Source organism: Agrobacterium sp. AGB01 (assembly GCF_014851585.1).
GTDB lineage: Bacteria > Pseudomonadota > Alphaproteobacteria > Rhizobiales > Rhizobiaceae > Agrobacterium.
Genome location: NZ_JACVAB010000001.1, coordinates 920033 through 946433, shown reverse-complemented (window position 1 = coordinate 946433; position 26401 = coordinate 920033). Strand labels below are relative to the sequence as shown.

Annotated in this window: 27 protein-coding genes; 17 read left to right on the top strand and 10 right to left on the bottom strand. The window is 54.4% G+C overall.

Annotation, left to right across the window (positions count from 1 at the left end; all coding sequences use genetic code 11):
• The first annotated feature begins 158 nt into the window (after positions 1–158).
• The 4 genes from IB237_RS04450 to IB237_RS04435 all read left to right on the top strand — a co-directional run bounded on the left by IB237_RS04450 (position 159) and on the right by IB237_RS04435 (position 3186).
• Positions 159–1187, top strand: coding sequence for a porin (locus IB237_RS04450; protein ID WP_192487370.1), 1029 nt, complete (start codon positions 159–161; stop codon positions 1185–1187).
• A 288-nt stretch (positions 1188–1475) separates the two neighbouring features.
• The gene (locus tag IB237_RS04445; RefSeq protein ID WP_192487369.1) at positions 1476–2402 is read left to right on the top strand and encodes a site-specific integrase; all 927 of its coding nucleotides are present in this window, start codon (positions 1476–1478) and stop codon (positions 2400–2402) included.
• A gap of 172 nt (positions 2403–2574) precedes the next feature.
• Positions 2575–2910, top strand: a complete 336-nt coding sequence (locus IB237_RS04440) for a hypothetical protein (RefSeq protein WP_192487368.1) — start codon at positions 2575–2577, stop codon at positions 2908–2910.
• An 81-nt stretch (positions 2911–2991) separates the two neighbouring features.
• On the top strand, positions 2992–3186 hold the full coding sequence (locus IB237_RS04435; RefSeq protein ID WP_371815231.1) for a hypothetical protein: 195 nt from the start codon (positions 2992–2994) through the stop codon (positions 3184–3186).
• A 56-nt stretch (positions 3187–3242) separates the two neighbouring features.
• Here the strand turns inward: IB237_RS04435 and IB237_RS04430 are convergent, their stop codons facing one another.
• Positions 3243–4046 (bottom strand): aldolase/citrate lyase family protein, encoded by an 804-nt coding sequence (locus IB237_RS04430; RefSeq protein WP_192487367.1) that lies wholly within the window; start codon positions 4044–4046, stop codon positions 3243–3245.
• 10 nt (positions 4047–4056) lie between these two features.
• Positions 4057–5274, bottom strand: coding sequence for an FAD-dependent oxidoreductase (locus IB237_RS04425; RefSeq protein WP_192487366.1), 1218 nt, complete (start codon positions 5272–5274; stop codon positions 4057–4059).
• A gap of 255 nt (positions 5275–5529) precedes the next feature.
• On the opposite strand from IB237_RS04425, the gene IB237_RS04420 reads away from it, so the two are divergent.
• Both IB237_RS04420 and IB237_RS04415 read left to right on the top strand, forming a co-directional pair.
• Entirely contained in the window at positions 5530–5883 is a 354-nt protein-coding gene (locus IB237_RS04420; RefSeq protein WP_246787643.1) for a hypothetical protein, read from the top strand.
• 198 nt (positions 5884–6081) lie between these two features.
• Entirely contained in the window at positions 6082–7194 is a 1113-nt protein-coding gene (locus tag IB237_RS04415) for a pyridoxal phosphate-dependent aminotransferase (protein ID WP_192487365.1), read from the top strand.
• Between the two features lie 242 nt (positions 7195–7436).
• Here the strand turns inward: IB237_RS04415 and IB237_RS04410 are convergent, their stop codons facing one another.
• Complete coding sequence (locus IB237_RS04410) at positions 7437–7703, bottom strand: sel1 repeat family protein (protein ID WP_192487364.1); 267 nt, start codon at positions 7701–7703, stop codon at positions 7437–7439.
• Positions 7704–8211: 508 nt separating this feature from the next.
• Between IB237_RS04410 and IB237_RS04405 the strand changes: the two genes are divergently transcribed.
• From IB237_RS04405 to amn, 4 genes are all read left to right on the top strand, one after another.
• Positions 8212–8544: a DUF2147 domain-containing protein gene (locus tag IB237_RS04405; protein WP_192487363.1), complete on the top strand. Its 333-nt coding sequence runs from the start codon at positions 8212–8214 to the stop codon at positions 8542–8544.
• Positions 8545–8772: 228 nt separating this feature from the next.
• Positions 8773–8943 (top strand): hypothetical protein, encoded by a 171-nt coding sequence (locus IB237_RS04400; RefSeq protein ID WP_192487362.1) that lies wholly within the window; start codon positions 8773–8775, stop codon positions 8941–8943.
• Positions 8944–8958: 15 nt separating this feature from the next.
• Positions 8959–9135, top strand: coding sequence for a hypothetical protein (locus tag IB237_RS04395; protein WP_192487361.1), 177 nt, complete (start codon positions 8959–8961; stop codon positions 9133–9135).
• 121 nt (positions 9136–9256) lie between these two features.
• The gene (gene amn / locus IB237_RS04390; protein ID WP_192487360.1) at positions 9257–10762 is read left to right on the top strand and encodes an AMP nucleosidase; all 1506 of its coding nucleotides are present in this window, start codon (positions 9257–9259) and stop codon (positions 10760–10762) included.
• Positions 10763–10826: 64 nt separating this feature from the next.
• Here amn and IB237_RS04385 read toward each other — a convergent pair whose 3' ends face one another.
• Positions 10827–12197: an aspartate aminotransferase family protein gene (locus IB237_RS04385; protein ID WP_192487359.1), complete on the bottom strand. Its 1371-nt coding sequence runs from the start codon at positions 12195–12197 to the stop codon at positions 10827–10829.
• Between the two features lie 132 nt (positions 12198–12329).
• Here IB237_RS04385 and IB237_RS04380 point away from each other — a divergent pair, with 132 nt between their 5' ends.
• Positions 12330–13688 carry a glutamine synthetase family protein gene (locus IB237_RS04380; RefSeq protein WP_192487358.1) on the top strand — a complete coding sequence of 453 codons (1359 nt, stop codon included), beginning with the start codon at positions 12330–12332 and terminating at the stop codon, positions 13686–13688.
• 3 nt (positions 13689–13691) lie between these two features.
• Here the strand turns inward: IB237_RS04380 and IB237_RS04375 are convergent, their stop codons facing one another.
• Positions 13692–14609, bottom strand: coding sequence for a diacylglycerol kinase family protein (locus tag IB237_RS04375; RefSeq protein WP_192487357.1), 918 nt, complete (start codon positions 14607–14609; stop codon positions 13692–13694).
• Positions 14610–14850: 241 nt separating this feature from the next.
• Between IB237_RS04375 and IB237_RS04370 the strand changes: the two genes are divergently transcribed.
• Positions 14851–16068: an MFS transporter gene (locus IB237_RS04370; RefSeq protein WP_246787684.1), complete on the top strand. Its 1218-nt coding sequence runs from the start codon at positions 14851–14853 to the stop codon at positions 16066–16068.
• Between the two features lie 292 nt (positions 16069–16360).
• The gene (gene mgtE, locus IB237_RS04365) at positions 16361–17734 is read left to right on the top strand and encodes a magnesium transporter (protein ID WP_192487355.1); all 1374 of its coding nucleotides are present in this window, start codon (positions 16361–16363) and stop codon (positions 17732–17734) included.
• A gap of 16 nt (positions 17735–17750) precedes the next feature.
• Here mgtE and IB237_RS04360 read toward each other — a convergent pair whose 3' ends face one another.
• Positions 17751–18143: a helix-turn-helix domain-containing protein gene (locus IB237_RS04360; RefSeq protein ID WP_192487354.1), complete on the bottom strand. Its 393-nt coding sequence runs from the start codon at positions 18141–18143 to the stop codon at positions 17751–17753.
• Positions 18144–18245: 102 nt separating this feature from the next.
• Here IB237_RS04360 and IB237_RS04355 point away from each other — a divergent pair, with 102 nt between their 5' ends.
• Positions 18246–19262, top strand: coding sequence for a zinc-binding alcohol dehydrogenase family protein (locus IB237_RS04355; protein ID WP_192487353.1), 1017 nt, complete (start codon positions 18246–18248; stop codon positions 19260–19262).
• Between the two features lie 44 nt (positions 19263–19306).
• On the opposite strand, the gene IB237_RS04350 is transcribed toward IB237_RS04355, so the two are convergent.
• From IB237_RS04350 to IB237_RS04340, 3 genes are all read right to left on the bottom strand, one after another.
• Positions 19307–20059: a pentapeptide repeat-containing protein gene (locus IB237_RS04350; RefSeq protein WP_246787641.1), complete on the bottom strand. Its 753-nt coding sequence runs from the start codon at positions 20057–20059 to the stop codon at positions 19307–19309.
• Positions 20060–20166: 107 nt separating this feature from the next.
• Positions 20167–20691: a GNAT family N-acetyltransferase gene (locus IB237_RS04345; RefSeq protein ID WP_192487352.1), complete on the bottom strand. Its 525-nt coding sequence runs from the start codon at positions 20689–20691 to the stop codon at positions 20167–20169.
• Between the two features lie 56 nt (positions 20692–20747).
• Entirely contained in the window at positions 20748–22412 is a 1665-nt protein-coding gene (locus tag IB237_RS04340) for an electron transfer flavoprotein-ubiquinone oxidoreductase (RefSeq protein ID WP_192487351.1), read from the bottom strand.
• Between the two features lie 338 nt (positions 22413–22750).
• On the opposite strand from IB237_RS04340, the gene IB237_RS04335 reads away from it, so the two are divergent.
• The 3 genes from IB237_RS04335 to IB237_RS04325 all read left to right on the top strand — a co-directional run bounded on the left by IB237_RS04335 (position 22751) and on the right by IB237_RS04325 (position 25379).
• The gene (locus IB237_RS04335) at positions 22751–24145 is read left to right on the top strand and encodes an FAD-binding oxidoreductase (RefSeq protein WP_192487350.1); all 1395 of its coding nucleotides are present in this window, start codon (positions 22751–22753) and stop codon (positions 24143–24145) included.
• An 86-nt stretch (positions 24146–24231) separates the two neighbouring features.
• Positions 24232–25020, top strand: coding sequence for an SDR family oxidoreductase (locus IB237_RS04330; RefSeq protein ID WP_192487349.1), 789 nt, complete (start codon positions 24232–24234; stop codon positions 25018–25020).
• Positions 25021–25175: 155 nt separating this feature from the next.
• The gene (locus IB237_RS04325; RefSeq protein ID WP_192487348.1) at positions 25176–25379 is read left to right on the top strand and encodes a hypothetical protein; all 204 of its coding nucleotides are present in this window, start codon (positions 25176–25178) and stop codon (positions 25377–25379) included.
• A 1-nt stretch (position 25380) separates the two neighbouring features.
• Here IB237_RS04325 and blaOXA read toward each other — a convergent pair whose 3' ends face one another.
• On the bottom strand, positions 25381–26196 hold the full coding sequence (blaOXA, locus tag IB237_RS04320; RefSeq protein WP_192487347.1) for a class D beta-lactamase: 816 nt from the start codon (positions 26194–26196) through the stop codon (positions 25381–25383).
• Between the last annotated feature and the right edge of the window lie 205 nt (positions 26197–26401).

The window sequence follows — 26401 nt, the reverse complement described above, 5'->3', positions numbered from 1 at the left end:
TAATTGACGATCATGAGATGCGATCCCACGTTCGCATTTAGGATCTGGATTTGCCACGCCGAATTCTCCGAAAACAATGAACTCCGCAAAAAGCCCGCTTTTTGCTGCGATTCCGGCTGTTTTTTGAAGCCCTTCGTCAAACTTGACTGGAGGTCAATATGAACATCAAGAGCCTTCTCATCGGCTCCGCTGCAGCACTCGCAGCAGTTTCTGGCGCACAGGCCGCTGACGCTATCGTCGCTGCTGAGCCAGAGCCCCTGGAATACGTTCGCGTTTGCGACGCTTTCGGCGCTGGCTACTTCTACATCCCAGGCACTGAAACCTGCCTGCGCATCGGCGGTGAAGTTCGTTTCACTGTTGGTTTCGGTGAAGACGTTGGTGCAAACAGCACGAGCGACTGGTACTCCGCTACTCGTGGCCGCGTATTCTTCGACACGAAGACCGACTCTGAACTCGGCACAATCGGCACCTACATCCGTCTGCAGGGCAACTACAGCTCCGCTGGCACACCTTCTTCCGCCGTTTCGCTCGAGCAGGCTTACATCACTGTTGGCGGCCTCAAGGCTGGTAAGGCTCTCACATGGTGGGATGACACCGGCATCAACGGCGAACTCGACGACTTTGCTGACGCTTCCAACTTCAACACCATCAGCTACCTGTACGACGCTGGCTCGTTCCGCATCGGTCTCGGCGTAGACGACCTGTCTGGCGAATACAACGGCTCGACACTGGTTGGCGGCGTTGCTGTTCCAAACAACCCAGGCAACGAACTCGGTATCGAAGGTTACGCACAGGTTGACTTCGGCGCATCGAACATCGCTCTGCGCGGCGTTTACGACTTCGAAGCTGAAGAAGGCGCTCTGTACGCAACTCTCGTTGCTCCAGTTGGCCCAGGCGAACTGAACGTTGCTGTTGGTTGGGCTTCCGGCACAACCGTATACGTTAACAACGATTACGAGTGGACTGTTGCTGCTTCTTACGCTCTCAAGGCTACAGACAAGCTGACGATCACTCCATCTGCTTCTTACTGGAGCACACAGGACAACGTAGACGCTTGGGGCGTTGGCCTTCTGGCTGAATACCAGCTCGCTAAGGGCCTCAAGGTCGGTGCGACTGTTGACTACGTTGACGTAGACAACGAAGACGACAACGTTTCTGGTTGGGTTCGCCTGACCCGTTCGTTCTAATCTGACTGATGTCAGTGAAGCCCGGCAGAAATGCCGGGCTTCTTCATTTTGAGCATTAGGGCTGCTCAATTCATAAGCGTGGTGAATTTTTTATTACGGATTATTCATCTTCGCTCACAGAGGCCGATATGCTTGGGGACACGGGTATTATGTCGGCTGCTTTATGGGTCCGTTTTTCTCGCGGACGCATAGAAATTGAAACATTCTAAGATGCAACGATAGTTTGCATTTTATGAAATTTTAACCGGCCATGATCATTGGCGGAAAGGGGGCAAAGGAGCATACTAGATGCAGCAATTATGCGTGGGCGACGATACGGGAATTTTGAGGGACTACGGGTCCTATGATTTTCCATATCGGTATAATTTAACGACAGCAGCAAAGCTGGTCAGAGAAATTTCATTAAAGGGCTTGCTCGAACGCTACGGCGACATTTTGTGGCAGCCGGGAAGCCATAAATACAACGTCAATAATTTCATTGGCGAATTGCATGAAATTTTAGAAAATCCGTTATTTACTGTGTTTTCTCAGGATATGCTGGATAGCCTGATTGGCAAGCTGCGTAATCGCGGCAACAGCAATGCCACCATCAACAGAAAGATGGCTGCGCTGCGAAAGTTGCTGCGCAAGGCGCATAAAATGGGGGATATCCACAGCTTGCCGGAATTCCGGCGAGAGAAGGAAAAGGCCGGACGTATTCGCTTTCTTGATCATGAAGAAGAGCGGCGCCTTTTTGAGGCAATAGGTAAAGAATCAGAGGTCTATCAACGACTTTGTATTTTTCTCGTCGATACCGGCGCACGTCTTGGAGAGGGTCTTGGGCTGCAATGGGGTGATATCGTCGAAAGACGTGCAACATTCTGGGTGACCAAATCCGGCCGCAGCCGATCGGTACCGTTGACCACACGTGCCTATGATGCGGTTTTTGCATCTGAGAAGCGCGGAAAAGGTCCGTTTGCTGGCATTGATCAGCAACGGTTCCGGACAAGCTGGCACGCGGCTCGCCACACGGTCGGGCTTGGAAGTGATGACGATGTCGTTCCGCACATCTTGCGACATACATGCGCGTCGAGGCTTGTTCAGGGCGGCATTGACATCAGGCGTGTGCAAATGTGGCTCGGTCATCAGACATTACAGATGACAATGCGTTACGCACATCTGGCGTCACACGATCTCGATATGTGCCTGCCCGTGTTGGAACGGCACGTCAAATAAATCACGCCTCGTAGTTTCGAGGCTGTATGCGCCAGATATATTCGACCTGCGCTGCGCTCGTTGGCGCGCGGCAGGTCGAATGCTTTCATTTCAAACCAAAATACGACCCGACATTGGAACCAAATGTTAGTTCAGGCCGTTCTTTACCCGTAACCATATGAGGTGATTGGTAATGGCACAAACCAAACTCAATGTCGTGGAAGACACGATTGAAACGCAGATTGCAGAACTGCGATCGCAGATTGATTCACTGACTAAGTCAGTGTCGGCAAGAGCCGGAAGTTTTTCGGAAAGCGCTGCTGAAGTCGTTGACGATGCTAGCAGCCGGGTGCGCAAAGCAGCCCATAACGTACGTGAACAAGGCTACAATGTCGTCGAAGCCGTCAAGGAAAACCCTGGCACTGCGACGTCGCTTTTGACGACGGTTGGCGTTATCGGATTTGCGCTTGGCTATTTTATCGCCAACAGCAGCTCGAACCAGCCTCCATCGCGCTGGCGTCTGCCGTAAGACAGCAAGACACTATCTCAAAGGGGCGTTTACCGCCCCTTTTTGTCGTTGGCATTTTGAAAGCGGGGAGGAGTAGTAATCATGCAAATGGAAAGAACGAAAGTATTCGAACCAGAACTCGAGGAAGCATTGATGTCCTTTGCGACATCGAGGCAGATGCAGCGAGATGACGCTATACGGCAGATCCTGCGCAACTGGCTGTTAAATGAGGGCTATTTGCATTCTGGCGATCAGGGCATTCCACCGGAAAAACTGAACGCCAGCAACGATGACTGAAGCGGAAACCACTGTCGGGGCCACGTGACGGAGTATGTGATACTCCGCCTCGTCCTTCAATATCCCTTGGCCGGGCTTTTGGTCGCTGAAGAGCCCACCTTATAGCGAGCAGACAGGTTCCTAAGCGCAGTAGCAAACTCGAACACATCCGCGCCAACAGCAACAAAAGTCGCGCCGAGTTCAAGGTAACGACGGTTGAAGGTCTCATTGAAGGTCAAGATGCCAGCGGCCTTACCTGCTGAAACAATCTTGGTGATGGCGTTTTCAATCACCTCTTGCACTTCCGGTGCGTCCATCCGACCAAGATATCCAAGATCAGCCGCAAGGTCAGCCGGACCGATGAAAACACCGTCGACACCTTCAACAGCGAGGATATTATCGAGATCGGCAATCGCTGCGCGGGTTTCAACCTGCACCAGCAGACACAGACCTTCAGCCGCCGTTTCAGCGTAGTCATCAATCGTGTTGAACGCTGATGCACGCGCAACCGCCGCTCCCACCCCACGAATGCCGTGCGGGGGGTAATGAATTGCACGCACTAGCTCTCTCGCCTGTTCGGCCGAATCGACCATCGGCACGAGAAGTGTACGGGCGCCCGCGTCGAGCATCTGTTTGATGATCCAGGTTTCGCCGACGGGAACACGCACAACGGGCTCTGCCGGCGAACTGGAAAGTGCTCTCAGCTGCTCGATAATGCTGCGCAGGTCGTTCGGGCCATGCTCACCATCAATGACAAGCCAGTCAAATCCAGAAGTTCCAGCAATCTCGGCAGCGATTGCCTCGCCCATATCCAGCCACAGACCGATCTGTGGTTTTCCGGATTTAATGGCTGTTTTGAAACGATTTTCAGAGACGGGCATGCACTTTCCTTTAAACAAGAAGCTGCTTGAGATCAGCTGAGGTATCGGCAAGAATCATACGGTCCGGATTGATACCGCCTTCGAGCATCTTTTTACCGGTGACATAGGCTTTGGCATCATTGATAGCATCGACGGCGATGAACTGGCCCTGGCGGAAATACCAAATGGAAAGACTACCCTCACGTGTGCCGATGCGCACCAAGGTTTCGTCATAGCCAGCATTAAATCCGGCGATCTGAAGCTTCACATCATACTGATCGGACCAGAACCACGGTTTTGGATCATAGGGACGGTCCTCACCGGTCAAGACGATGGCAGCGGCTTCTGCCTGCTCAACGGCATTCTGTACGGATTCAAGCCGGATCTGCGTGCCCTGCCAAGGCAAGACTGCGCAATCGCCCAATGCATGAATTGAACTGTCTGATGTGCGGGTAAAGGCATCCACAACCACGCCATTGGCGACATCCAGCCCGGCCTCGCGCGCCAAGCGGTCATTGGGGGTCACGCCGATACCGGCAATCACAAAATCCACATCAATGACAGAACCGTCGGACAGTTCCGCAGTGTTCACGTGACCGTTGTCGCCGTTCAGACGAACCAAGCCGGTTTTTTCCCTGATGGAAACACCATGCGACACGTGGATTCCCCTGATGGCATCGGCAGTTTCACGCGCCGCAACGCGTTGAAGGATACGATCCGCCATTTCAATCAATGTCACGTCAAGGCCGAGATGGCGGGCAACAGCCGCAGCCTCAAGTCCGATGTAACCTCCGCCGACAATGAGCAGGCGGCGGCCGGGACGCATCTCTTCCATCAGGCGATCCGCGTCGCGCTTGTCGCGAACCGTAAAAATGCCCTGCAAATCACCACCGATGCCAGGTGGCAGGCTACGTGGTTCGGCACCGGTTGCCAAAACCAGTGTTTCGTAAACAACGGTACTGCCATCCTGCAGACGAACAGTCTTTGCAACGCGGTCGATTTCTTCAACCCACGCCGAAGTTCTGATTTCAACATTATTGTCGGTGTACCACTGTTCCGGCCGAAACAGCAGCCGATCAAAAGTCATTTCACCGAGAAGATATTTCTTGGATAAAGGTGGACGTTGGTAAGGCAGGACATCTTCTGAGCCGAGGATTGTGATGGGACGATCATCCTTTAGCGCTCTCAGTTTAGAAGCAAGTGCGAAGGCCGCCTGCCCTGCCCCCACAATGACCAATCTGCCACTCACAACACGACTCCCCATTACGATTCGTCGCAAGAGAACCGCATGCTTGTTTACATGACAAAGGCGTAACGCTGCGTACGCCTTGCGTCAACTCCCGTGGAGCCAACCACACAGAACAACTGCGCAGAAGCAATTCTGAGCGTCGTTGTGTGGCAAAATCATGCACATTGTTTTGTATTTTAGAAGCTCGATTAAGCTTGGAGCAATGCTTGAGGCGTACCTTCATATATAAATAATGGGCAATCATGGGAGGTTGTCATGCCATTGAACGTAACAATTGATCCACGGCAGTCGGTTCCTCAGGACGAGATGTACGAGAAGTTCACGATCGACCGCCCCGGCAAGATCGTGGTACTCGGCCGCCACCTGAGCACCAAGGACAGCGTACGTTGCCTTGTCAGGACGATTTCACTCTACGGCGCTGAACTCGAAGTCAGCCCCGAGGTGGAAATTCCCAATAACTTCTTCCTCGAATTGCTCGGAATTCGTGACGAAATTGGCTGCACGTTGATCCGCCGCGAAGAAGAAAAAGCGGTTATCGGCTTCAATATGCTGATCGATCCAGAGTTCCTGCACCACGTGCAGAGACTGAGTTTCGACGCCAGCCTGTAAGTGCAGACACCTTGAAAAGATCAAGGCGCAGGTCATTTCTGATGCCCCCGCTTTTTGGTATTTAGGGCCAGTTTGTGCGGTTTCGCATGACGCAAAAGTCATTGGCGTCCGTACAGTTTCAGCAAAAACGTGGCTTGCACGGGATGGTTTTCAACCTATTGTGTCGTCGATTTCAAATCGATACCGGAATAGTCTGTAATGTCCGCATTTTCCCGCTTTACGCCCCTCGCCGCCAGCCTGCCATCAACCGTTCCCTTCGTTGGACCTGAAGCCATAGAGCGTAATCGCCACTTGGCCGTCAAAGCCCGTATCGGCGCCAATGAAAGCAGCTTCGGCCCGGCGCCGTCTGTTCTTGAGGCCATGCGCAATGCGGCAACCGAAACGTGGATGTATGCTGACCCGGAAAATTTTGAACTGAAGGAAGCACTGGCCATCCACCATGGCGTATCGCGAGACAATATTGCGGTCGGCAGCGGCGTGGATGGTATGTTGGGTGAAATTGCCCGGCTTATCGTTGAGCCCGGCACCCCTGTCGTCACGTCATTTGGCGGGTACCCAACCTTCAATTACCACGTCAATGGTTTTGGCGGACGCCTGGTCACAACACCTTATGTCAATGACCGCGAAGATCTGAATGGTCTGCTTGACGCCGTGAAGCGTGAAAACGCACCGCTGGTCTACTTCGCCAACCCTGATAACCCGATGGGCAGCTGGTGGAACGCAAACAAAGTCGAGAATTTCGCGAAGTCCTTGCCGGACAATTGTCTTCTCATTCTGGATGAAGCCTATTGTGAAACCGCACCCAAGGGTGCAACGCCTGACGTTAAAGCACTTATCGGCCTGCCCAATATCTTGAGAATGCGCACGTTTTCAAAGGCCTATGGCCTGGCAGGCGCCCGCGTCGGTTATGCGATCGGCACACTTGGAAACGTGCAGGCATTTGACAAGATTCGTAACCACTTCGGCATGGCACGGGTTTCCGTCGCCGCAGCACTGGCCGCGCTGAATGACCAGGCCTATCTGCATGAGGTCGTACAGAAGATCGACGAAGCCCGCACGCGTATCTCGGCAATTGCCAAGGCCAATGGCCTGTCACCGCTGGCGTCCGCCACCAATTTTGTCACCATTGATTGTGGTCGCGACGGCGTTTATGCCAAAGCTATCGTCGATGGCCTGATGGAACACGGCGTGTTCATTCGCATGCCGGGTGTTGCACCGCTTAACCGCTGCATTCGGGTCAGCGCCGGCATTCAATCGTCGCTTGATCTCTTTGAAAAAGCACTGCCGAAAGTGCTGAAAAAGCTGGCCTGATACGGCCAGCCTCTTCCCGCAACACCGAACAAGAAAAAACCGCGCTGGCCTTGTTTCTGCCAGTCGCGGTTTGATGTGTCAGCGCAAGCTTCGGTTTTCTGCAACATTTTCGCAAATGGATTTGCCCTTCAGCATTTGCGTGTTGTCAGTCCTTCCCAAATTCCCCGCCGCGTTCCTCTTGCGAGTTATCTTCGTTCTACCCTCCCTTGGGTATCTCGTTTTGGCCTTTCTGGCCTTATCAATTAGTGAATGGTCATCCATTCACGTGCAGCACGCAGTGCCGCAGCCAAGTCGGCCTTGCTCATGTTGCGGGCAAGGTCGGCACGCAGGCTTGCTGCGCGCTCGGATCCTTTGATTGCTGCAATGTTCAGCCACTTGTGGGCTGCAACCACATCAACGTCACATCCGCGCCCTGTGGCGTAGATAAGACCCAGATTGCAGAACACATCGGCGCGGGCTTCACCGCCCATTGCTGCTGTTTCGATATCGCGAATTTCAAAGCGTGCCATTGTTTTTCTATCCCTGTTAAAGCCTGTTTTGGTTCAGTCGTTGTGCTGCCCCTTATCCGGGCTTCCGAAAGGATCGCGCCGTCTTCTGCGGCTTTGCGTATCCTTCCGGTTTGGCGGGTTATTCCCTGCTCGTTTGATGGGCTTACTATGCCAAAGCCGCTTCAACGGACGCTTAAAATGCATGATTAATTTGAGACAAACAAAGTCCAAACAGTTGGTAAATTTGAGTTTTTGTTAAATATGGCTTTGCCTGAGAATTAAGGGATTTCGCGAAAATTTTACGAAAATTTTACCCGCCGATTTCAACCCTTTGCTAACTTTAAAAACAGCATCCATTTTTCCATTTGCATAAACCACCACGTTTATCTGGGTGGAAAACCACTGTCAGCGGCAGCAAACCTTCTTTCCTTTTACGTGAACGTAAACTATAAATTGCCCACTCGTGTGGAGGAACACGATGTTGATGGCTCGTGCGCGCGCTTGGCCGTCAAACACCGGAGGAGGATTTATGAAACGGATTGCACTTCTTGCTGCACTGCTGATTTCAGGTCAGGCATTTGCGGCTGAAAATATCGAAGGGAACTGGAAAACCCAAAGCGGTGAAACGGCAACGATCGCTTCTTGCGGCTCTGCTTTCTGCGTAACGCTGAAAACCGGAAAACATGCGGGCAAGCAGATTGGCCGCATGAGCGGCAGCGGTAATGAGTATTCCGGCGAAATCACCGATCCTGCCAATGACAAGACCTATAGTGGTTCAGGCAGTGTTTCCGGCAATTCCCTGAAAATGAAAGGATGCGTTCTAAAGGTTCTGTGCAAGTCGCAGACCTGGACAAGGCTTTAGAACGTTTTCTGTTCAATAACGGGAAGGAGCCAGGATGGCACCGCCTGCCATTCTGGCTCACTTACTTAAAGTCCCCGAAAATTGCCCGCGCACTCCTATGGTTAAGCGCAGATCTGCACTTACCAGCCCTGTTAATGCTTCTGAACGCGAGATGAATTTGGCTCTCAGCAATGGTTCAGACCGAATGTGGCAAAACCATAGCATCACATTCGCAAAGGGGAGCGGACAATGGCAATTCTGATACGGCGTTTAACGATCATTACTTTGCTGATGGCCATTTTTGCGATGTCTTTTGCGGCACTTGCCATCAATCCGCACCGTAATTTCCAGCGTATGCAAATTGGCACCATTACGCCTTGCAACGAATCCATCCAGACCAACTGCACGACCATTCTGTAAGAAGGACGAAATACCATGACCAAGACCTTCTCCGGCACGGTTTACAGCAGTGTTCGTCTGGCTCTCATCGCCACCATGTTTCTTGGCCCTATTGCGGGGCTTGCCGCCATGAAAGAAAATGAACGTAGCGCGATGAACAAAGGCGCTGGCTTTGTTCTGTTGATAAGCTTGCAGCGCGGCGCGCTGGGCTAAAACATCAGGGTTTGCAGGCCATGGGAATCGCCGCACTCACAGATAAAAAATAACAGTCTCGTTGCACTTCATTGCTGTGTGCTGTCGCTTGCGTGTCTCAATAGCGTATCTATAATGCCTCATGAGCACACGAATCCCTTCTATATCAGCCCTTACTTTCATAAGCCCTGAGCCCTATGCGCCGCAGGTCTTTACAGATCACAAAGAGGCGGTCGAGGCCCTGACCGCGCTTTACGAACGCAACACCAAATTTTTGATTGATGCGTTTACCGCACTTGCCGCGGGTGCGCCGATAACCGGCCGTTACCGTGCCTGCTATCCGCAGGTCAGCATGGAAACGACGAGCTTTGGCCACGCGGATTCCCGACTGTCCTACGGCCATGTCACGTCGCCCGGCATTTACACCACAACAATCACCCGTCCGCATCTGTTCAGGCATTATCTGAAAGAGCAGCTCGAGCTGTTGATGCGCAACCACAATGTTCCGATTACCGTATCGGAATCGGCAACGCCCATTCCGCTGCATTTCGCCTTTGGGGAAGGCGCCCATGTCGAGGCCTCCGCCACATCGTCTCTTTCCGATGTACCGCTGCGCGATCTTTTCGATACGCCGGATCTCAACAATACAGACGACCTGATCGCCAATGGTGAATATGATCAGGTATCGGGCGAGCCTGCGCCGCTGGCGCCCTTTACCGCACAGCGCGTCGATTATTCGCTGGCGCGTCTGAGCCACTATACGGCGACCAGTGCCAACCATTTCCAGAACTTCGTTCTGTTCACCAACTACCAGTTCTATATTGATGAGTTCGCCAACTGGGCGCGCGACCTGATGGCAAAGGGCGGTGAAGGTTATACGGAGTTCGTCGAACCCGGCAACATCATCACCCATGCCGGTTCAGATCGCCCGGAAACCGACATGACCTTGTCGCGGTTGCCACAGATGCCTGCCTACCATCTGAAAAAGAAGGGGCATGCCGGTATCACGCTGGTCAATATTGGGGTTGGACCATCCAACGCCAAGACGATTACCGACCATATTGCCGTGCTTCGTCCGCATGCATGGTTGATGGTTGGCCACTGCGCCGGCCTGCGCAACAGCCAGCGCCTGGGCGACTATGTGCTGGCCCATGCCTATGTGCGCGAAGACCATGTTTTGGATGATGATATCCCAGTGTGGGTGCCTATTCCGGCACTGGCGGAAGTGCAGGTTGCACTCGAGGCAGCCGTGGCCGAAGTCACGGGTTACGAAGGTTTTGAGCTGAAGCGTATCATGCGGACCGGCACCGTCGCCACGATTGACAACCGTAACTGGGAACTGCGCGATCAGGCTGGCCCGGTTAAACGGCTTTCGCAATCACGCGCCATCGCACTGGATATGGAATCTGCGACCATCGCCGCCAACGGTTTCCGTTTCCGTGTGCCCTACGGCACGTTGCTGTGCGTTTCAGACAAACCACTGCATGGCGAGTTGAAACTGCCGGGCATGGCAACGGCATTTTATAAAACGCAGGTTGCCCAGCATCTTCAAATCGGCATTCGTGCGGTGCAGAAGCTGGCCGCCATGCCGCCGGAAAAACTGCACTCCCGCAAGCTGCGCAGTTTCTATGAGACGGCCTTCCAATAATTCCAGAAATACAAAACCCCGCTTCAATGAAGCGGGGTTTTTCTTAAGTGCCAGACGGAATGTCCTATTCCTTGACGGTATCGCGAAGGTGGTCCAGCCCCTTGCGCAGTGTTTCGATAATGCGATCGACTTCCGAATGGCTGATCGTCAATGCTGGTGAGGCCAGCATGCGGTCGCCGGTGGCACGCATGACCAACCCGTTTTCAAGGCAGTGATTGCGCACGACAATGCCGACATCGTCCGGTTTGGCAAAACGCTGGCGCGTGGTTTTATCGACAGCAAGCTGTAAACCGCCCATCAAACCGACATTGACCGCCTCACCGACGATTTCATGATCGGCCAGGCTCTGCCATGCCTTGGTAAAATAAGGTCCAATGTCGTCTCTGACGCGGTCAACCAGACCCTCATCTTCCAGAATGCGGATATTTTCCAACGCAGCAGCCGCGCATGTCGGATGACCGGAATAGGTAAAGCCGTGATTGAAGTCACCGACATCTTTGATCATTACTTCCGCCACACGGTCCGACACCAACACACCGCCAATTGGCAGGTAACCAGAAGACAGTCCCTTGGCGACCGGCGCGAGGTCCGGTTGATAACCGAAATGCTGGAAACCGAACCATGAACCGAGCCTGCCGAAACCGCAGATAACCTCGTCGGAAACCAGCAGAATGTTGCGTGCCTTGCAGATGCGGGCAATTTCCGGCCAGTAGGTATCAGGCGGCACGATAACACCACCCGCGCCCTGAATGGGTTCAGCAACGAAAGCTGCGACATTGTCTTCGCCCAGCTCATCGATCTTCGCGTCAAGTTCTCTGGCCATTTTCAAGCCAAACTCGGCGGGAGACAGATCACCGCCTTCGGCATACCAGTAGGGCTGGCCGATATGGGCGATGCCCTCAATCGGAAGGTTGCCCTGCTCGTGCATCCACTTCATGCCGCCAAGCGAGGCACCGGCTACGGTGGAACCGTGATAACCATTGCGGCGCGCGATGATCTTGGTCTTTTGTGGATGGCCCAGTGCCTTCCAGTAAACACGTGCCATGCGGAACCAGGTATCGGTGGCTTCCGAGCCGGAATTGGTAAAGAACACATGGTTCATGTGACCGCCGGTGTGGGACGCGATCTTCTGTGCCAGCAAGGTGGTTGGCGGGGTCGTGGTACCGAAAAAGCTGTTGTAGTAGGGTAACTCGTTCATCTGGCGAGAAACCGCTTCCGCCATTTCCTTGCGGCCGTAACCGATGTTTACGCACCACAGGCCGGCAAATGCATCGAGATATTTTTTGCCGTTGCTGTCAAAGATATAAACGCCTTCGGCACGCTCGATAATCCGAGTTCCGGCCTCGTTGAGCTTACCCATGTCTGAAAAAGGATGAAGATGGTGAGCAGCATCGATAGCTGCGAGGTTGGAAAGGGTTTTGCTCATTTCATTCATGCCAGTTACCACCGATTTTCTCAGTCATGTTGCTGGAGCGAGCATGGCGTTATGAAATGCGTTTGGCAAGGCGGTGTGTTTAAGCTTATCGTTGCACGTTCTACGATCAGACGAGAAAGCCGAAATACCAAAATGACCCGCAGAGAAACCGTACTCCCTAGCCATTTTGTTGAAATGCAGCCACGCATAGAGCTGCTGCTTGTTGGCATGAATGGTGATCTCAGAGGCAAACGCATTCCGCTCAAAGCCGAGAAAAAAATATGGGAAAGCTCCGTCCGGCTTCCCGCCTCCACGCAGTCGCTGGATATCTGGGGTGATGACAATGACGAATTTACTGGCCTGTCGCTAACGCTGGGTGATCCTGATGGCGTGTGTGTGCCAGACAAGCGCAGCCTGGCGCCGATGCCTTGGGCACCAGAGGGTTCAGCGCAGGTGTTGGCCACCATGCACGACATGGATGGTGGACCAAGCTTCATGGACCCGCGCGCCATACTGTCACGCATGCTGGAACGTTATGCGCAGCTTGGCCTCACACCGGTTGTTGCGACCGAGCTTGAGTTTTATCTTGTGGAGGATGACTGGCGCGCAACCGGCAAACCACGCCCGCCTGCCCGGCTTGCCTACAAGGGCGAAGCGACCGGTGCGCAGCTCTACGATATGGGCGCCACAGACATCATGGACGATTATCTGCAAACGCTGAATGCCTGGGCCAAGATACAAGGGCTGCCCGCTGATGCAACAACAGCAGAATTCGGCCCCGGCCAGTTTGAAGTAAACCTGCTGCACAGGCCAGATGCATTGGCGGCCGCCGACGACTGCATTTATCTGAAGCGGATTGCCGAACAGGCTGCCAAACACCATGGCCTGAAGTCGACATGTATGGCCAAGCCCTATTCGGATCAGGCTGGATCGGGGCTGCATGTCCACATCAGCATTCTCGATGGAGAAGGCAACAATATACTCGACGCGAAAGGCGGTGAACCAACCCGACTGAAGTCTGTGTGTGCAGGAATGCTGGAGACCATGCGCGATGCGCAATTGATCTTTGCACCTTTTGCCAATTCCTACCGGCGTTTCCAGCCCGGCTCATTTGCACCTGTCGACATCGATTGGGGATTTGCCCATCGTGGTACCTCTGTTCGTATCCCCGATACGCACGGTCCGGCAGCGCGCATTGAACACCGGGTTGCCGGTGCAGACGCCAATCCGCATCTGCTACTGACGGCCATTCTAGGGGGAATGTTACGCGGCATCGAAAATGATCTTGATCCCGGTCCGGCAACCGAACCCGGCGGTGTAGTACAATCCCAGAGCAAGCTGACCCACGATTTTCTGACAGCCGTCGAGGATTTTGCGGCATCGGCGTTTATCGCCGATGCGTTTGGCGCGGCCTATCAAAAGCTGTTTGCCGATACCAAACGCAAGGAAGCCATCACCTATCTGCAGACGGTATCGGACTTCGATTACCGGACTTACCTGCCGAGAGTATGAACGTCAGGCAGCAGCTTGCTGGATAACCGGGGACGTGAACACCTTCAATTCCCCGGGATGCAGCTTGATCAGCACATCCCGTTCCATCGGCAGCAACTCGCCATCGATAACGCAGCGCACATCGCGGCGGCTTTTGGGAAAATGCAGCTCCAGTTCCGGCGTGGTCATTGAGGTGACCGCAGCATTTTCCTTCAGCTTGCCTCGCAAGATATCAAAGGCCAGTCGCACGACGCCCGGTGGCGTCATGACGTCGGCCAGATAAAAACCCAGATGGCCACCGGCAACATCATCTGGCACCAGAAAGGGATGTTGGCCAAATTCATTGTTAGAGACAGAAATGGCGCAGACCTCCCGGTGGCGCGTCACGCCATCGACCATATATTCGACATCGAAGACCGGTGGATTGAGCACGACGCCCAGCGCCGCACGGGCACTCGCCTGTATCTTGCCGAGCCTTGAGGCAAAGGCCATGTTGTTGCGATAACGCACCATGCGGGCATGCAGACCAGCAGAAAACTGGTGTACAAAAGGGCGTCCGTTAACGCTGGCGATGTCCACGTCACGCACATTACCTTCCGCCAGCACGTCAACGACCGCCCTTATATCAAGCGGCAGCTTTAGCGAGCGGGCAAACAGGTTCATGGTACCGGCGGGAACGACACCGAGTGAAAGGCCATTTTTCCATGCAATACCGGCAGCAGCCGAGATGGTGCCATCGCCGCCACCGGCAATCAGGCCATCGAGCCCTGGCGTTGCCGCTGCCTTTTCCATTTCCTCGACAATATTGGCGCCTTCGACAAGGCGGCATTCAATATCATGCCCTGCCCCGCGGAACGTTGTCTGTACCAGAGAGCAATATTCAGTCATGTCAGTTGTTTTGAACGTACCGCCGTCGCGGTTGAATATAGCAATCAATTTCATCTCTGTTCCCCACAGATGGGCCGCCCGTTGCCGCGGCGATAAAACTCATGATTTGAAATTCTGTTCCAGATAAAATCACCCGACGTCATTTTTGATGCGAAGCCTCTACCGCACCGCACAATCAAATGATAAACGTCAGATCAGGTCATTTTGGTGACCAGTTGTCAGTCCCTGCACATCCGTTGCAGCTCCCGCACCGAATACAGTTCACATATCAGGTTTCCTCATGACCGAGTCCGTCATGCACGATACACGTGCGCAATCATCCGGTTCCGCGACTGACGCGGCCAAGTTATCGCCCCTTGCAATCGCGCTTATCGAAATTGCGTTGGCTGCCGGTGGCTTTGGTATCGGTACCGGTGAATTCGCCATTATGGGTCTGCTGCCGGAAGTGGCCAGCACCTATGGGGTCAGTATTCCGCAGGCCGGATATGTGATTACCGCTTACGCACTGGGTGTTGTGGTCGGTGCACCGATCATTGCGGTTCTGTCGGCGCGCCTTAGCCGTCGTACGTTGTTGCTTTGTCTGATGGGGCTGTTCACCATCGGCAACATCCTGAGTGCCGTGGCCCCGGACTTTGCTTCCTTCACCGCACTGCGATTCATAACCGGCTTGCCGCATGGCGCCTATTTCGGTGTTGCCGCACTGGTGGCCGCCTCCATGGCACCCGTCCACAAACGAACCCGAGCTGTCGGGCGTGTAATGCTGGGATTGACCATTGCAACACTGCTTGGAACACCTCTGGCGACATTTATCGGCCAGTTGATGAGCTGGCGCGCGGCCTTCATGCTGGTGGGTGGTATCGGGCTTTTGACGGTTGGCCTGGTGTGGTTGTTCCAGCCCCGTGACACTGTTGCCGAAGGTGCCAGCATTGCACGTGAGCTTGGTGCATTCAAACGCGTTCAGGTCTGGCTGACCCTGCTGATCGTTTCGGTCGGGTTCGGTGGCATGTTCTCGATTTTCAGCTACATTTCCAAAACAACGACCGATGTTGCGATGATGCCGCTTGCTTCGGTTTCCATCGTTCTGGCGCTGTTCGGCATCGGCATGAATGTCGGTAACATCATCGGTTCACGCCTTGCCGATATTTCGCTGACCGGCACGATTGGTGGCATGCTGGTGTTCAACATTCTGGTCATGACACTGTTCTCGCTAACAGCTGATAACTGGTTCATGCTTTGCCTTTGCGTGTTCCTTGTTGGCTGTAGCTTTGCAGCTGGCCCGGCTGCTCAGACCCGCCTGATGGACGTTGCAGCGGATGCACAGACGCTGGCCGCCGCCTCCAATCACTCCGCCTTCAACATCGCCAATGCGCTTGGCGCGTGGCTCGGTGGTCTGGTGATTGCATGGGGCTACGGCTACGCTGCAACCGGTTATGTCGGCGCTGCACTCTCAGCCGCTGGCCTTGTGGTTTTTGCGATTTCCGTCTCCATCGACAAACGCGCAAAAACGGCCTGAACTGCCCCCTTAGCGCATTGCTTTGGCATCGTTTTTCGACACGCGTGCCAAAGCAAAGCAGCCTTGCAAAAACGTAGTTATTCTCTTCTTGACTATTGGCCGTTTCAGGCGCAACACATGCCTTACGCGCATGGTTTTTCATCGCGCGGATTTCAACCGGAGCATCATTAGATGTCTAGCGACAGTATTAGTCGATTGCCTTTGCCGAGAACGGCGTTCGTGCTCTGATCTGACTCCTGTCGGCTCACCACGATCTGCCGCAATCGGCGGATCGATAGAAAGGTGAGTAATCATGAACTTTCACACCCTCTCCCAGAGAGCCGGCAAGGCTGCACGCCTATTTCGTGGCACCCATGCAACAGGCCTCACCATTGCAGAACGTGTAGATCAACTGAACACGCTTGACGTGGCACAGGCTGCATCTGCCCTTTCCAACATGGCACAGCCAAAAGCCGTGGCCATTCTGGCTCGCCCGGAGCTGCATCACGCCGCTGCCATCATCAACGCAATGCCGATCGACGTTGCCGTTCGCCTGCTGAACACCATGGCAAACGATCGTGTCGCAGACCTTTTGCAGGAAATGCAAGACGGTGAACGCGCCCGGCTGTCTTCACGACTGGACCGCACAACGGCACTCGCCATACAGCATCTGATGAACTATCCGCCCCGCACGGCGGGCAGCATCATGACCACGGAGTTTGTCAGCGTCCCTGATGACTGGACCGTTGAGCAGACGCTTGATCATATCCGTACAGTCGGTCGTTCCCGCGAAACGGTCTACGCCATCTATGTGCTGAGCCATGACGGCGTTTTGACAAATGTCGTGACACTTCGCCGCCTGCTGACCGGTCAGCCAGAAGCCTCGATCCTGTCGGTCGCCCAGGCAGAAAGCGTTGTTTTCATCGACCCCTTGGCCTCGCAGGAAGTGGTCGCCAAGCTGATCCGCAAGCACAACCTGCTGGCCCTGCCTGTGGTTGATGAACACGGACATGTTCTTGGCATTGTGACCGTCGATGATGTGATCGACACGATGATTGCCGACACGACCGAAGATGCACAGAAATTCGGTGGCATGGAGGCTCTTGGAAAGCCCTATATGAAAATCGGCTTTCCAGAGATGATCCGCAAACGTGCCGGATGGCTGGCTGCGCTGTTTATCGGTGAAATGCTGACGGCGAGCGCCATGCAGCATTTTGAGGGCGAGCTGGAAAAGGCTGTCGTGCTGACGCTGTTCATTCCGCTGATCATGAGCTCCGGCGGCAATTCCGGTTCGCAGGCAACGTCACTGATCATTCGTGCATTGGCGCTGGGAGAGCTAAAGCTTTCCGACTGGTGGCGAGTTCTGCTGCGTGAACTGCCAACCGGCCTGATGCTGGGCACCATACTCGGCGCAATCGGTTTCCTGCGGCTGACGGTATGGCAGAAGGCAGGTTTTTACGATTACGGCGAACACTGGCTGCTGGTTGGCTTCACGGTATTTTCCGCACTGGTCGGCATCGTCAGCTTCGGTTCGATCTGTGGTTCAATGCTGCCGTTCATCCTCCAGAAACTGCGTCTGGATCCAGCAAGCGCCTCGGCACCCTTTGTGGCAACTCTTGTCGATGTCACGGGTCTGGTCATCTACTTCAGCGTCGCATTGCTGATCCTCAGCGGCACCCTGCTCTGATCAAAGGACTGGCAGCTCAGGCTGCCAGTTCCTTCCTGCCATCCGGTGTGCGGACGTATTTCGTGCCGTTCTCGCAAACGACGTGGCTATCACCCCAAGTCTTCAGGGCGGCGATAACCGGCTGCATGCTGAGACCCAGTGGCGTCAGCGCATAGTCCACCCGAGGCGGCACGACGGGAAAAACCTTGCGAGAAATCAGACCTGCTTCTTCCAACTCACGCAACTGCTTGGTCAGCATGCGCTGGGTGACGCTTGGAATGTGGCGACGCAGTTCGTTGAAGCGAAGCGTACCGCCATTCAGCAGGTGATAGAGGATGACGCCCTTCCACTTGCCATCGAGAAAACTCAGCGTGGATTCAACGGGACAGCCGGGAAAGTTGCCAGTCAATTTTGCACGAGGACGAGACATCACAGTATCCTTTTTGTGCGTATATACAGAATTTGTGCATTCTTGCGGTTTCATTTCATATGTATCAATTACCATGCATGCAAACAAGCAAGGAGGCTTTACATGCGTGCCGTCGGTTATTTGAACCCTCAACCCATCACTGCCGAAACGTCCCTTCTGGACATTGAATTGTCAGTTCCAGTCGCCACCGGTCACGACCTGCTTGTCGAGATCAAGGCGGTATCGGTGAACCCCGTTGATACCAAGGTGCGCAAAAGTGCTGTGCCTGAAGATGGCCAGCACCGCGTACTCGGCTTCGATGCGGCGGGTGTGGTCAAGGCGGTTGGCGACAAGGTCAGCCTGTTCAAGCCCGGAGACGAGGTCTATTACGCTGGCGTCATTAACCGGCCGGGCTCCAACAGTGAATTCCAGTTGGTCGATGAGCGCATTGTCGGCGCAAAGCCCAAAAGCCTGAGCTTTGAAGAAGCGGCTGCCCTGCCCCTGACAGCCATCACCGCCTATGAAACCCTGTATGATCGCCTAAAGATCAATGAGCCGGTATCCGGTGGCGCTAACGCCATCGTCATCATTGGTGGCGCCGGTGGTGTTGGCTCGATTGCCATCCAACTGGTGCGCCAGCTGACCGATCTGACGATCATCGCAACGGCGTCACGTCCGGAAACGAAAGAATGGGCAAAAGAACTCGGCGCTCACCATGTCATCGACCATAGCCAGCCGATAGCCACGCAGGTCGAGGCACTTGGAATAGGCGCGCCTTCCTTCGTGTTTTCCACCACACAGAGCGATCTTCATGGCGGCGAAAGCGTGACCTTGCTGGCACCACAGGGCCGTTTTGCGTTGATTGATGATCCCAAAGGCGGGTTTGACGTCATGCCATTCAAGCGTAAATGCCTGTCGGTGCACTGGGAAATGATGTTCGCACGCGCTGTCTTCCAGACACCTGACATGATCGAGCAGCACAAGTTGTTGAGCCATGTGGCAGAACTCGTCGATGCCGGGAAAATCAAGACAACGCTGACGGAAACATATGGCAGCATCAACGCCGCCAACCTGAAAAAAGCCCATGCGCTGATTGAAAGCGGCACGGCCAAGGGCAAGATCGTCCTGTCCGGCTTCTAGTGATCTTGAATCCCCCTGGCCTTTGGTCAGGGGGATTTTTTACATCATGAAGGGTCTTCGTCTGGATGGCAGGGCCACTCTTTAGATGCCGTAAGGCCTTCCGGTAGCTTGGTGTTTGCATCACCACAGGCGAGATCAAGCTGGCCTTGAGATAATCCAGAGACCTTTGACAGGTCGACGCCTTCAAAACGTGCCAAGAAAAGAAATGCGTTCTGCAAATCCACCGCGCCGCCAAGCTTTGCACCGATGAAGCGCGCGCGAGACAAGTTTGCCATGCTGAAATGCACGTCATCCAGCACCGCGTTCTCAAAATTCGCCCGGCCGAGTTCGGCCTTCGAAAAATCCGCGCCAGCAAGATGTGCGCCGGTAAAATCGGCTCTTTGCATTTCCGCGTTCACAAATGGCACCTTGTCGGCCTTCACATTGGTGAAATCGCTGCGGTAGGCTTCAATCTTGTTGAGTGTTGCGCCTGCAAGATCGGTATTTGCAAGTGACGTTCTGACCAGCTTGGCCTTGGTGAAGTTCACCGACTTCACAATCGACTCACGCAGGTCTGTATAGGTGAAATCAGTGCCCTCCAGGTTGGCACCTTCGAAATTGCTTCCACCGAGCATCAGCAATCGCTTGTTGCACTGGCTCCAGTCCACGCCGGGGGCCGGATCAGACCGGCAATCGGCGGCGGCAGTGAAATGCGCTGAGGTCATGACCGATAGAAAACCGCATGCCGCAACAGCAGACCATAGCCATCTGCTTTTAAGGCCAAAGGAGATAACGCCGCATTTAACACCAAAGTCCATAACACCACCCCAGGACGCGATATGCGCCACAGCATTATATCAGCACCTCCCCACATGTCATGGTTAAACGCAGGGAATTCAACAGGCCGTTGCACGCGGTTGTGGATTTAGTGCTTATCCGAAGCCATGGCGACCCGGCGGGCAGGATCAAGACCACATTTAATCTGGTGACCCAGTGTTTGCCGCAGATGAGACGACAGTTCATCATCCGCCAACACACGGAAACCGTTGCGGGCGTAAAACGGTGCGTTGAACCGCACAAACCGGTCGGTGGTCAGCGTCGCACGTCGCAGTCGGCGTCGCCCCATCTCTTCGACAGCCCAGACAATCAGAGCTTTGCCCAGCCCCTTGCCTTGCACTGCCCTCAAAACATCGATTTCATTGATGTAGAGTTCATCGCCGATCTGCGTTGCGCCAAGAAAACCCAAGGGGCGATCTTCGCTGTTTACGGCAACGACAAGAAGACCATTGTCAAGCATGACGAAAAGACTGTCAGCCGATGTGGCGCTTGGTTCGCCCGGAATCCCGCCGGCATCGCGAAGCGCAAAAAAGGCATCGAGCTCAATCTGTCTCAATGTCTCTATTTCATTGCGCCGCGCGGGCCGAATGGAAAACGAGACAAGATCATCCATTTTCACAACCTGGCCTTCTGTCCTTGTCGACGGCGGTCCGTGCGGGCCGGGCCATCTTACATATTGGCGTAAACCGGCCCTTCGCCGCCTTGTGGCGGAACCCAGTTGATATTCTGGTTGGGGTCCTTGATGTCACAGGTCTTGCAGTGCACGCAGTTCTGCGCGTTGATGACGTAGACTTCTTCGCCATCCTTCTCGACCCATTCATACACGCCTGCCGGACAGTAACGTGTAGAAGGCCCTGCATAGACATCATGCTCGGAGCGCTTCTGCAAATCCATGTCCTTGACATGCAGATGCACCGGCTGGTCTTCCTCATGATTGGTGGAAGACAGGAACACCGATGACAGGCGATCGAAGGTCAACACGCCATCTGGTCGCGGATAGGCAATCGGCTTGTGTTTCGCAGCAGGCTCAAGGCTTTCCGCATCGGTCTTGCCGTGCTTCAGGGTGCCGAAGATTGACAAGCCGAAAATCTGGTTGATCCACATGTCGAGACCACCCAGGCCAATGCCCAGCAACGTGCCGAACCTGGACCACAGTGGTTTGACGTTGCGAACCCGCTTCAGGTCCTTGCCGATGTCGCCCAGGCGCCATTCATTTTCGATCTCGACCACTTCATCATTGGCGCGGCCTGCGGCAATCGCATCGGCGATCTTTTCTGCCGCCAGCATGCCAGATAGCACGGCATTGTGGCTGCCCTTGATGCGCGGCACATTAACCAGACCGGCTGAGCAGCCGATCAGTGCGCCTCCGGGGAAGGAAAGTTTTGGCACCGACTGGTAGCCGCCTTCGGTGATGGCGCGGGCGCCATAGGACAGGCGCTTGCCGCCCTCGAAGGTTTCACTGATCGTCGGATGCGTCTTGAACCGCTGGAACTCTTCAAACGGATAAAGATACGGGTTCTTGTAGTTGAGGTGTACCACGAAACCGACGGCCACCAGATTGTCTTCCAGATGATACAAGAAAGATCCGCCACCGGTTTTAAAGCCCAGCGGCCAGCCGAACGAGTGCTGCACCAGACCCTGTTTGTGCTTCTCGGGCTTTACCTGCCACAATTCCTTGATGCCGATACCGAACTTCTGGACATCACGGTCCTTCTGCAGGTCGAATTTCGAGATAAGCTGCTTGGCCAGAGAACCACGCACACCCTCACCGATCAGCACATATTTACCCATCAGGGCCATACCGCGCGTGAAGTTGGGGCCAGGTTCGCCGTTTCTTTCAATGCCCATATCACCGGTTGCAACGCCAATGACAGCGCCGTCATCACCATAGATAACCTCGCTGGCAGCAAAACCGGGATAGATCTCGACACCGAGAGCTTCCGCCTTTTCCGCCAGCCAACGACAGACCAGACCAAGCGACACGATGTAATTGCCGTGATTGCTCATTAGCGGTGGCATCATGAAGTTGGGCAGACGAATTGAGCCAGCAGGCCCTAAGAACAGGAACTGGTCGTCCTTCACCTCGGTCTTGAAGGGATGGCCCTCTTCCTCACGCCAGCCGGGCAACAGGCGGTCGATACCAATAGGGTCAACCACCGCGCCGGACAGGATGTGTGCGCCAACTTCGGCGCCCTTTTCCAAGACAACCACCGACAGGTCCGGATTAACCTGCTTCAAACGAATTGCTGCCGACAGACCCGCAGGACCTGCACCCACAATCACAACGTCGAATTCCATCGACTCGCGTTCAGGAAGTTCATGTTGCTCTGTCATATCAGCCTCTCAATCCCGCCGGGTTGACCACCCCGTCCCTGTCTTTCGGTTCTTTCTTGGCAAAGCAAACGGCACTTGTCGAGCGCTGAATGCGGCAAGTCATGTCGATTCACACATTATTGTCAGACAACCTGACGATTAAATTACTTTTACGTTCACGTAATATACAAATAAGGTCGGTTTTAGCGTCGGTCAAGGCGCGTTTAAGCAAATGATCACGCTTGACCGTCAAGGCACGTCGTCATCAAAATTAGTGGATTGCTCAAACTACATTGGACGCCCGGCCGCAGGCTGCTATTGATTTGCCAACTGAATTCACGTCGCGAAACGAACCGCTAATGCCAGACACGTCCGCCCTCACCCTTGAAGCGAAGCTGAAATTTGCCTTCCCGGATATGCACGTTGCAGGACATGCCGACTTGCAAGGACGCGACCCCGGAGAACACCCGGACAATTTTGGCGCAGGCATTGTGGTGTCTCCCTCTAGCGCAGTGGACGTCGCTGCACTGGTGACATGGTGTCGCGAACACGGCGTCAGCATTGTGCCTCATGGCGGGCGCACCAGTCTTGCTGGCGGTTGCGTCAGCCATGAAGGGCAGATCATCATCTCGACATCACGGCTGAACGCCGTTGATAGCATCAATATCGAGGAAAAGACCGTAACAGTGCAGGCGGGCATGACGTTGCAGGCCCTTCAGGAAGCGGCAGCGGCATACGGCCTCACCACCGGCATTGACCTTCCTTCGCGCGGAACGGCAACGATTGGCGGCATGGCGGCCACCAATGCAGGCGGACTGCTGGCATTTCGCAACGGCGTCATGCGCCATCAGATACTCGGCATCGAGGCCGTCATGCCTGATGGTACGATATTCAGCGACCTGACCCGCGTGGTCAAAGTCAGTGCCGGGCCTGACATCAAGCAGTTGCTGATCGGAAGCGAGGGCGCGTTCGGTATCATCACACGCCTCGTGCTGAAACTTGAAACTTTGCGGCCATACCGCGCCACCGCCATGCTGGCGGTCAATAATGCGAAAAGCGCGCTGGCCATTGCCGAACGTCTCACTGACATGACCGGCCTCAAGCTGGAAGCGGCAGAAATGATGTGGCCACTGTTTATTCGTGACCATGCCGCCTTGCGCAATTTTGACCTCTCCTGGCTGCCGGAAAGCGCCTGCGCCTTCATCGTTGAGATTTCGTCCAGTGATGAAGAAACGGCGCGCAGCAATCTGGAGGCGGCCCTTGCCGACATCTGGGAGGACATCGGTATTCTCGATGGCATTTTCTCGCAGTCTGGCACCCAGGCCAAACAAATCTGGGTACTGCGCGAGGAGTCCGGTTTCTATTACCAGTTCTACAACAATCCACCCTCCTTCGACGTGTCACTGCCGCCTGCCCTGCTGGATGCCTATGTCGCGGATCTGCATGCCCGTTTTCACGTGCTCAACCCGCACTACGAACTTTATGTCTACGGCCATATAGCCGATGGCAACCTGCACCTGACCGTGAAGTGCGATGAACCGGATGACAACGAGACCGTCCATATTCAGGACGCGATCTATACCGGTGTCCGCGAATTTGGTGGCAGTTTCTCGGCCGAGCATGGCGTGGGTTTTGAGAAAAGATATGGTTACGAAAATTATGCTGACCCGATAAAACGCAGTCTGGCAAAACAGATCAAGCAGGCTCTCGACCCCAACGGTTTGTTCAATCCCGGCAAAGTGCCATTTGCCTAAATGCATCAATGCGTGTCTCGACCTTCAAATCGTGATCTGCGCACCCTATACAAAGAATGACGTCTCGATTTCATAAGGAATGACACATGGATTTCGGAATTTCCGGCAAACGCGCACTGGTTCTTGCCTCTTCACGCGGACTGGGTCTTGGCATTGCAACGGCACTCGTCAAGGAAGGCGTCAATGTTCTCTTGGTTGGCCGCACCAGTGAAAAGCTGGAAGCAAATTGCCAAGCTCTCAACGCGCTTGGCAAAGGCAAGGCTGATTGGGTTCGTGGTGACATTTCCGAGGCAAATTTTGTGGCCGAGATGGTTGACGCCGTTAAACAAAAGCTCGGCGGCATCGACATCCTGATCAACAATACCGGCGGCCCGACACCCGGCACTGCCGAAGAGATCACAGCCGAGAAGCTCGAGACCTTCTTCCAGTCGATGGTGCTGCGCGTCATCACACTGACCGGCGCTTTCCTGCCGCAGATGAAGGAGCAAGGCTGGGGCCGTATTGTCACCGTCGCCTCGTCCGGCGTTTTTGAACCGATCCCCAATCTGGCGCTGTCCAACACATTGCGTGGCGCGCTGGTTGGCTGGAGCAAGACATTGTCGAGCGAAGTGGCAGGTTTCGGCATCACATCCAACATGCTGCTGCCCGGCCGCATTCACACCGACCGGATCGACGAACTGGATGGCGCCAATGCCAAGCGTACTGGTAAGAGCCTTGAGGAAATCCGCTCATCGTCCGTCAAGACTATTCCGGCAGCCCGTCTCGGCACCGTGGATGAATTTGGCGCTGCAGGTGCGTTCTTGTGCTCGCAAGGTGCAAGCTACATCACCGGCACCATGTTGCGGGTCGATGGCGGCGCTGCAAACTCTATCTAAGCGTTGGGCTTGGTGACATCAATGGAAAGCGCGACCAGTAGAGTGTACGCTGATCGTGCTTTTTTTCGTTTGATAATCCCGTCTTTTCAACCCGCATGTAGTTTGTGACGCGTATTCGGTTTATGGTGGTCCAGCTTTCTCTTTCGGGGTTTATCATGCAGGTGCTTCGAATTTCGCTGACCGTCCTTGGGTTTCTTCTAACGCTTATCGGCGTGATCTGGATTGGGCAGGGTAGCGGTCATTTCCCCTACCCTGCCTCCAGCTTTATGATCAATCAAAGCCCATGGATGTTGCGCGGCGCACTTTTGGCGATTGCCGGGCTGGCCATGATCTTCGTGGCACGGCGCTTTATCCGCTAAATTACTTCACCAGCTTTGGCAGATCTGCAATCAGCGCGTCACGGGTCGCAAAGCTGATCGGTTCCTTGGTTGTCCATTCCCGGACATTCAGCGTGGCAAAGACCACCCGCTGATCGCCCTTTTCTGCCCAGCCGACAAACCAGCCAAGCCAGTTATTACCATCTGCCTTGCCGACCTTGTTGCGAATACGACCGGAACCGGTTTTACCGTGAATCAACCAGCCGTCAGCGGCGGTAAATTGCGGGATGATCGCCTTTGTATTGTCATAAGCTTGCTTGGAGGCCGGTATTTTTCCACTCACGAAGCGGCGCATGAAATCGACCTGCTGATCAGGAGAAATCCTCAGCGACGACATCAGCCAGGATTCTGTCAGCCCATCCGTATGGCCGGGTACGCCTTTGACATCGGCATTGCCATATTCAAAATCCTTGACGTATTCGGCGAACTTCTGCTTGCCGAGCTTTCGGGTAATTTCCTGCGAATACCAGACGATGGAATCCTTTTCCCAAATCGTCGGATCGACCGATTGCTGTTCGCGCTTCGGCCTTTTCCATTCGGCATTGTAGTCCCATCTCGGCGTTGTGGCGTCCGTCAGAATGCCTGCATCATAACCCATGATCGCCAGAGGAAATTTGAAAGTCGATTGAGGTGCAAAGGCCTTATCGCAATCCCCCTCACGGTGCAGAGCCTGCCGGCTCGCCACATCCAGAATGACCGTGCAGTGAACCGGTTCTGCTGCACCGGCCGCACCAAAACTCAGACAAACGCCTGATACCAAACTAAAAAACAATGCCGAACGATAAAGTGTTTGCGTCATACGTCGCCCTCCTGAGGCGCCTTACTCAAAAACAACAAGCGCCGTGCGTTTCATCAAATCATGTCCATCCCCATCTTCGTATTGCGCCAACCCCCGTGGCTTTATTGCGGCATGACTTAAGAAAACGCGTGCGCCATGCTTGCCATTCACAATCTCCTATGCGATCACCCGCCCTCTTCAAAAATCACAGGTGTCAATTGACGCC

What these genes read in the sequence shown, in the direction of transcription:
- IB237_RS04450 (WP_192487370.1), top strand. Translation starts at nt 159, where the DNA reads ATGAACATCAAGAGCCTTCTCATCGGCTCCGCTGCAGCACTCGCAGCA.
- IB237_RS04445 (WP_192487369.1), top strand. Translation starts at nt 1,476, where the DNA reads ATGCAGCAATTATGCGTGGGCGACGATACGGGAATTTTGAGGGACTAC.
- IB237_RS04440 (WP_192487368.1), top strand. Translation starts at nt 2,575, where the DNA reads ATGGCACAAACCAAACTCAATGTCGTGGAAGACACGATTGAAACGCAG.
- IB237_RS04435 (WP_371815231.1), top strand. Translation starts at nt 2,992, where the DNA reads ATGCAAATGGAAAGAACGAAAGTATTCGAACCAGAACTCGAGGAAGCA.
- IB237_RS04430 (WP_192487367.1), bottom strand. Translation starts at nt 4,046, where the DNA reads ATGCCCGTCTCTGAAAATCGTTTCAAAACAGCCATTAAATCCGGAAAA.
- IB237_RS04420 (WP_246787643.1), top strand. Translation starts at nt 5,530, where the DNA reads ATGCCATTGAACGTAACAATTGATCCACGGCAGTCGGTTCCTCAGGAC.
- IB237_RS04415 (WP_192487365.1), top strand. Translation starts at nt 6,082, where the DNA reads ATGTCCGCATTTTCCCGCTTTACGCCCCTCGCCGCCAGCCTGCCATCA.
- IB237_RS04410 (WP_192487364.1), bottom strand. Translation starts at nt 7,703, where the DNA reads ATGGCACGCTTTGAAATTCGCGATATCGAAACAGCAGCAATGGGCGGT.
- IB237_RS04405 (WP_192487363.1), top strand. Translation starts at nt 8,212, where the DNA reads ATGAAACGGATTGCACTTCTTGCTGCACTGCTGATTTCAGGTCAGGCA.
- IB237_RS04400 (WP_192487362.1), top strand. Translation starts at nt 8,773, where the DNA reads ATGGCAATTCTGATACGGCGTTTAACGATCATTACTTTGCTGATGGCC.
- IB237_RS04395 (WP_192487361.1), top strand. Translation starts at nt 8,959, where the DNA reads ATGACCAAGACCTTCTCCGGCACGGTTTACAGCAGTGTTCGTCTGGCT.
- amn (WP_192487360.1), top strand. Translation starts at nt 9,257, where the DNA reads ATGAGCACACGAATCCCTTCTATATCAGCCCTTACTTTCATAAGCCCT.
- IB237_RS04385 (WP_192487359.1), bottom strand. Translation starts at nt 12,197, where the DNA reads ATGAATGAAATGAGCAAAACCCTTTCCAACCTCGCAGCTATCGATGCT.
- IB237_RS04380 (WP_192487358.1), top strand. Translation starts at nt 12,330, where the DNA reads ATGACCCGCAGAGAAACCGTACTCCCTAGCCATTTTGTTGAAATGCAG.
- IB237_RS04375 (WP_192487357.1), bottom strand. Translation starts at nt 14,609, where the DNA reads ATGAAATTGATTGCTATATTCAACCGCGACGGCGGTACGTTCAAAACA.
- IB237_RS04370 (WP_246787684.1), top strand. Translation starts at nt 14,851, where the DNA reads ATGCACGATACACGTGCGCAATCATCCGGTTCCGCGACTGACGCGGCC.
- mgtE (WP_192487355.1), top strand. Translation starts at nt 16,361, where the DNA reads ATGAACTTTCACACCCTCTCCCAGAGAGCCGGCAAGGCTGCACGCCTA.
- IB237_RS04360 (WP_192487354.1), bottom strand. Translation starts at nt 18,143, where the DNA reads ATGTCTCGTCCTCGTGCAAAATTGACTGGCAACTTTCCCGGCTGTCCC.
- IB237_RS04355 (WP_192487353.1), top strand. Translation starts at nt 18,246, where the DNA reads ATGCGTGCCGTCGGTTATTTGAACCCTCAACCCATCACTGCCGAAACG.
- IB237_RS04350 (WP_246787641.1), bottom strand. Translation starts at nt 20,059, where the DNA reads ATGGACTTTGGTGTTAAATGCGGCGTTATCTCCTTTGGCCTTAAAAGC.
- IB237_RS04345 (WP_192487352.1), bottom strand. Translation starts at nt 20,691, where the DNA reads ATGGATGATCTTGTCTCGTTTTCCATTCGGCCCGCGCGGCGCAATGAA.
- IB237_RS04340 (WP_192487351.1), bottom strand. Translation starts at nt 22,412, where the DNA reads ATGACAGAGCAACATGAACTTCCTGAACGCGAGTCGATGGAATTCGAC.
- IB237_RS04335 (WP_192487350.1), top strand. Translation starts at nt 22,751, where the DNA reads ATGCCAGACACGTCCGCCCTCACCCTTGAAGCGAAGCTGAAATTTGCC.
- IB237_RS04330 (WP_192487349.1), top strand. Translation starts at nt 24,232, where the DNA reads ATGGATTTCGGAATTTCCGGCAAACGCGCACTGGTTCTTGCCTCTTCA.
- IB237_RS04325 (WP_192487348.1), top strand. Translation starts at nt 25,176, where the DNA reads ATGCAGGTGCTTCGAATTTCGCTGACCGTCCTTGGGTTTCTTCTAACG.
- blaOXA (WP_192487347.1), bottom strand. Translation starts at nt 26,196, where the DNA reads ATGACGCAAACACTTTATCGTTCGGCATTGTTTTTTAGTTTGGTATCA.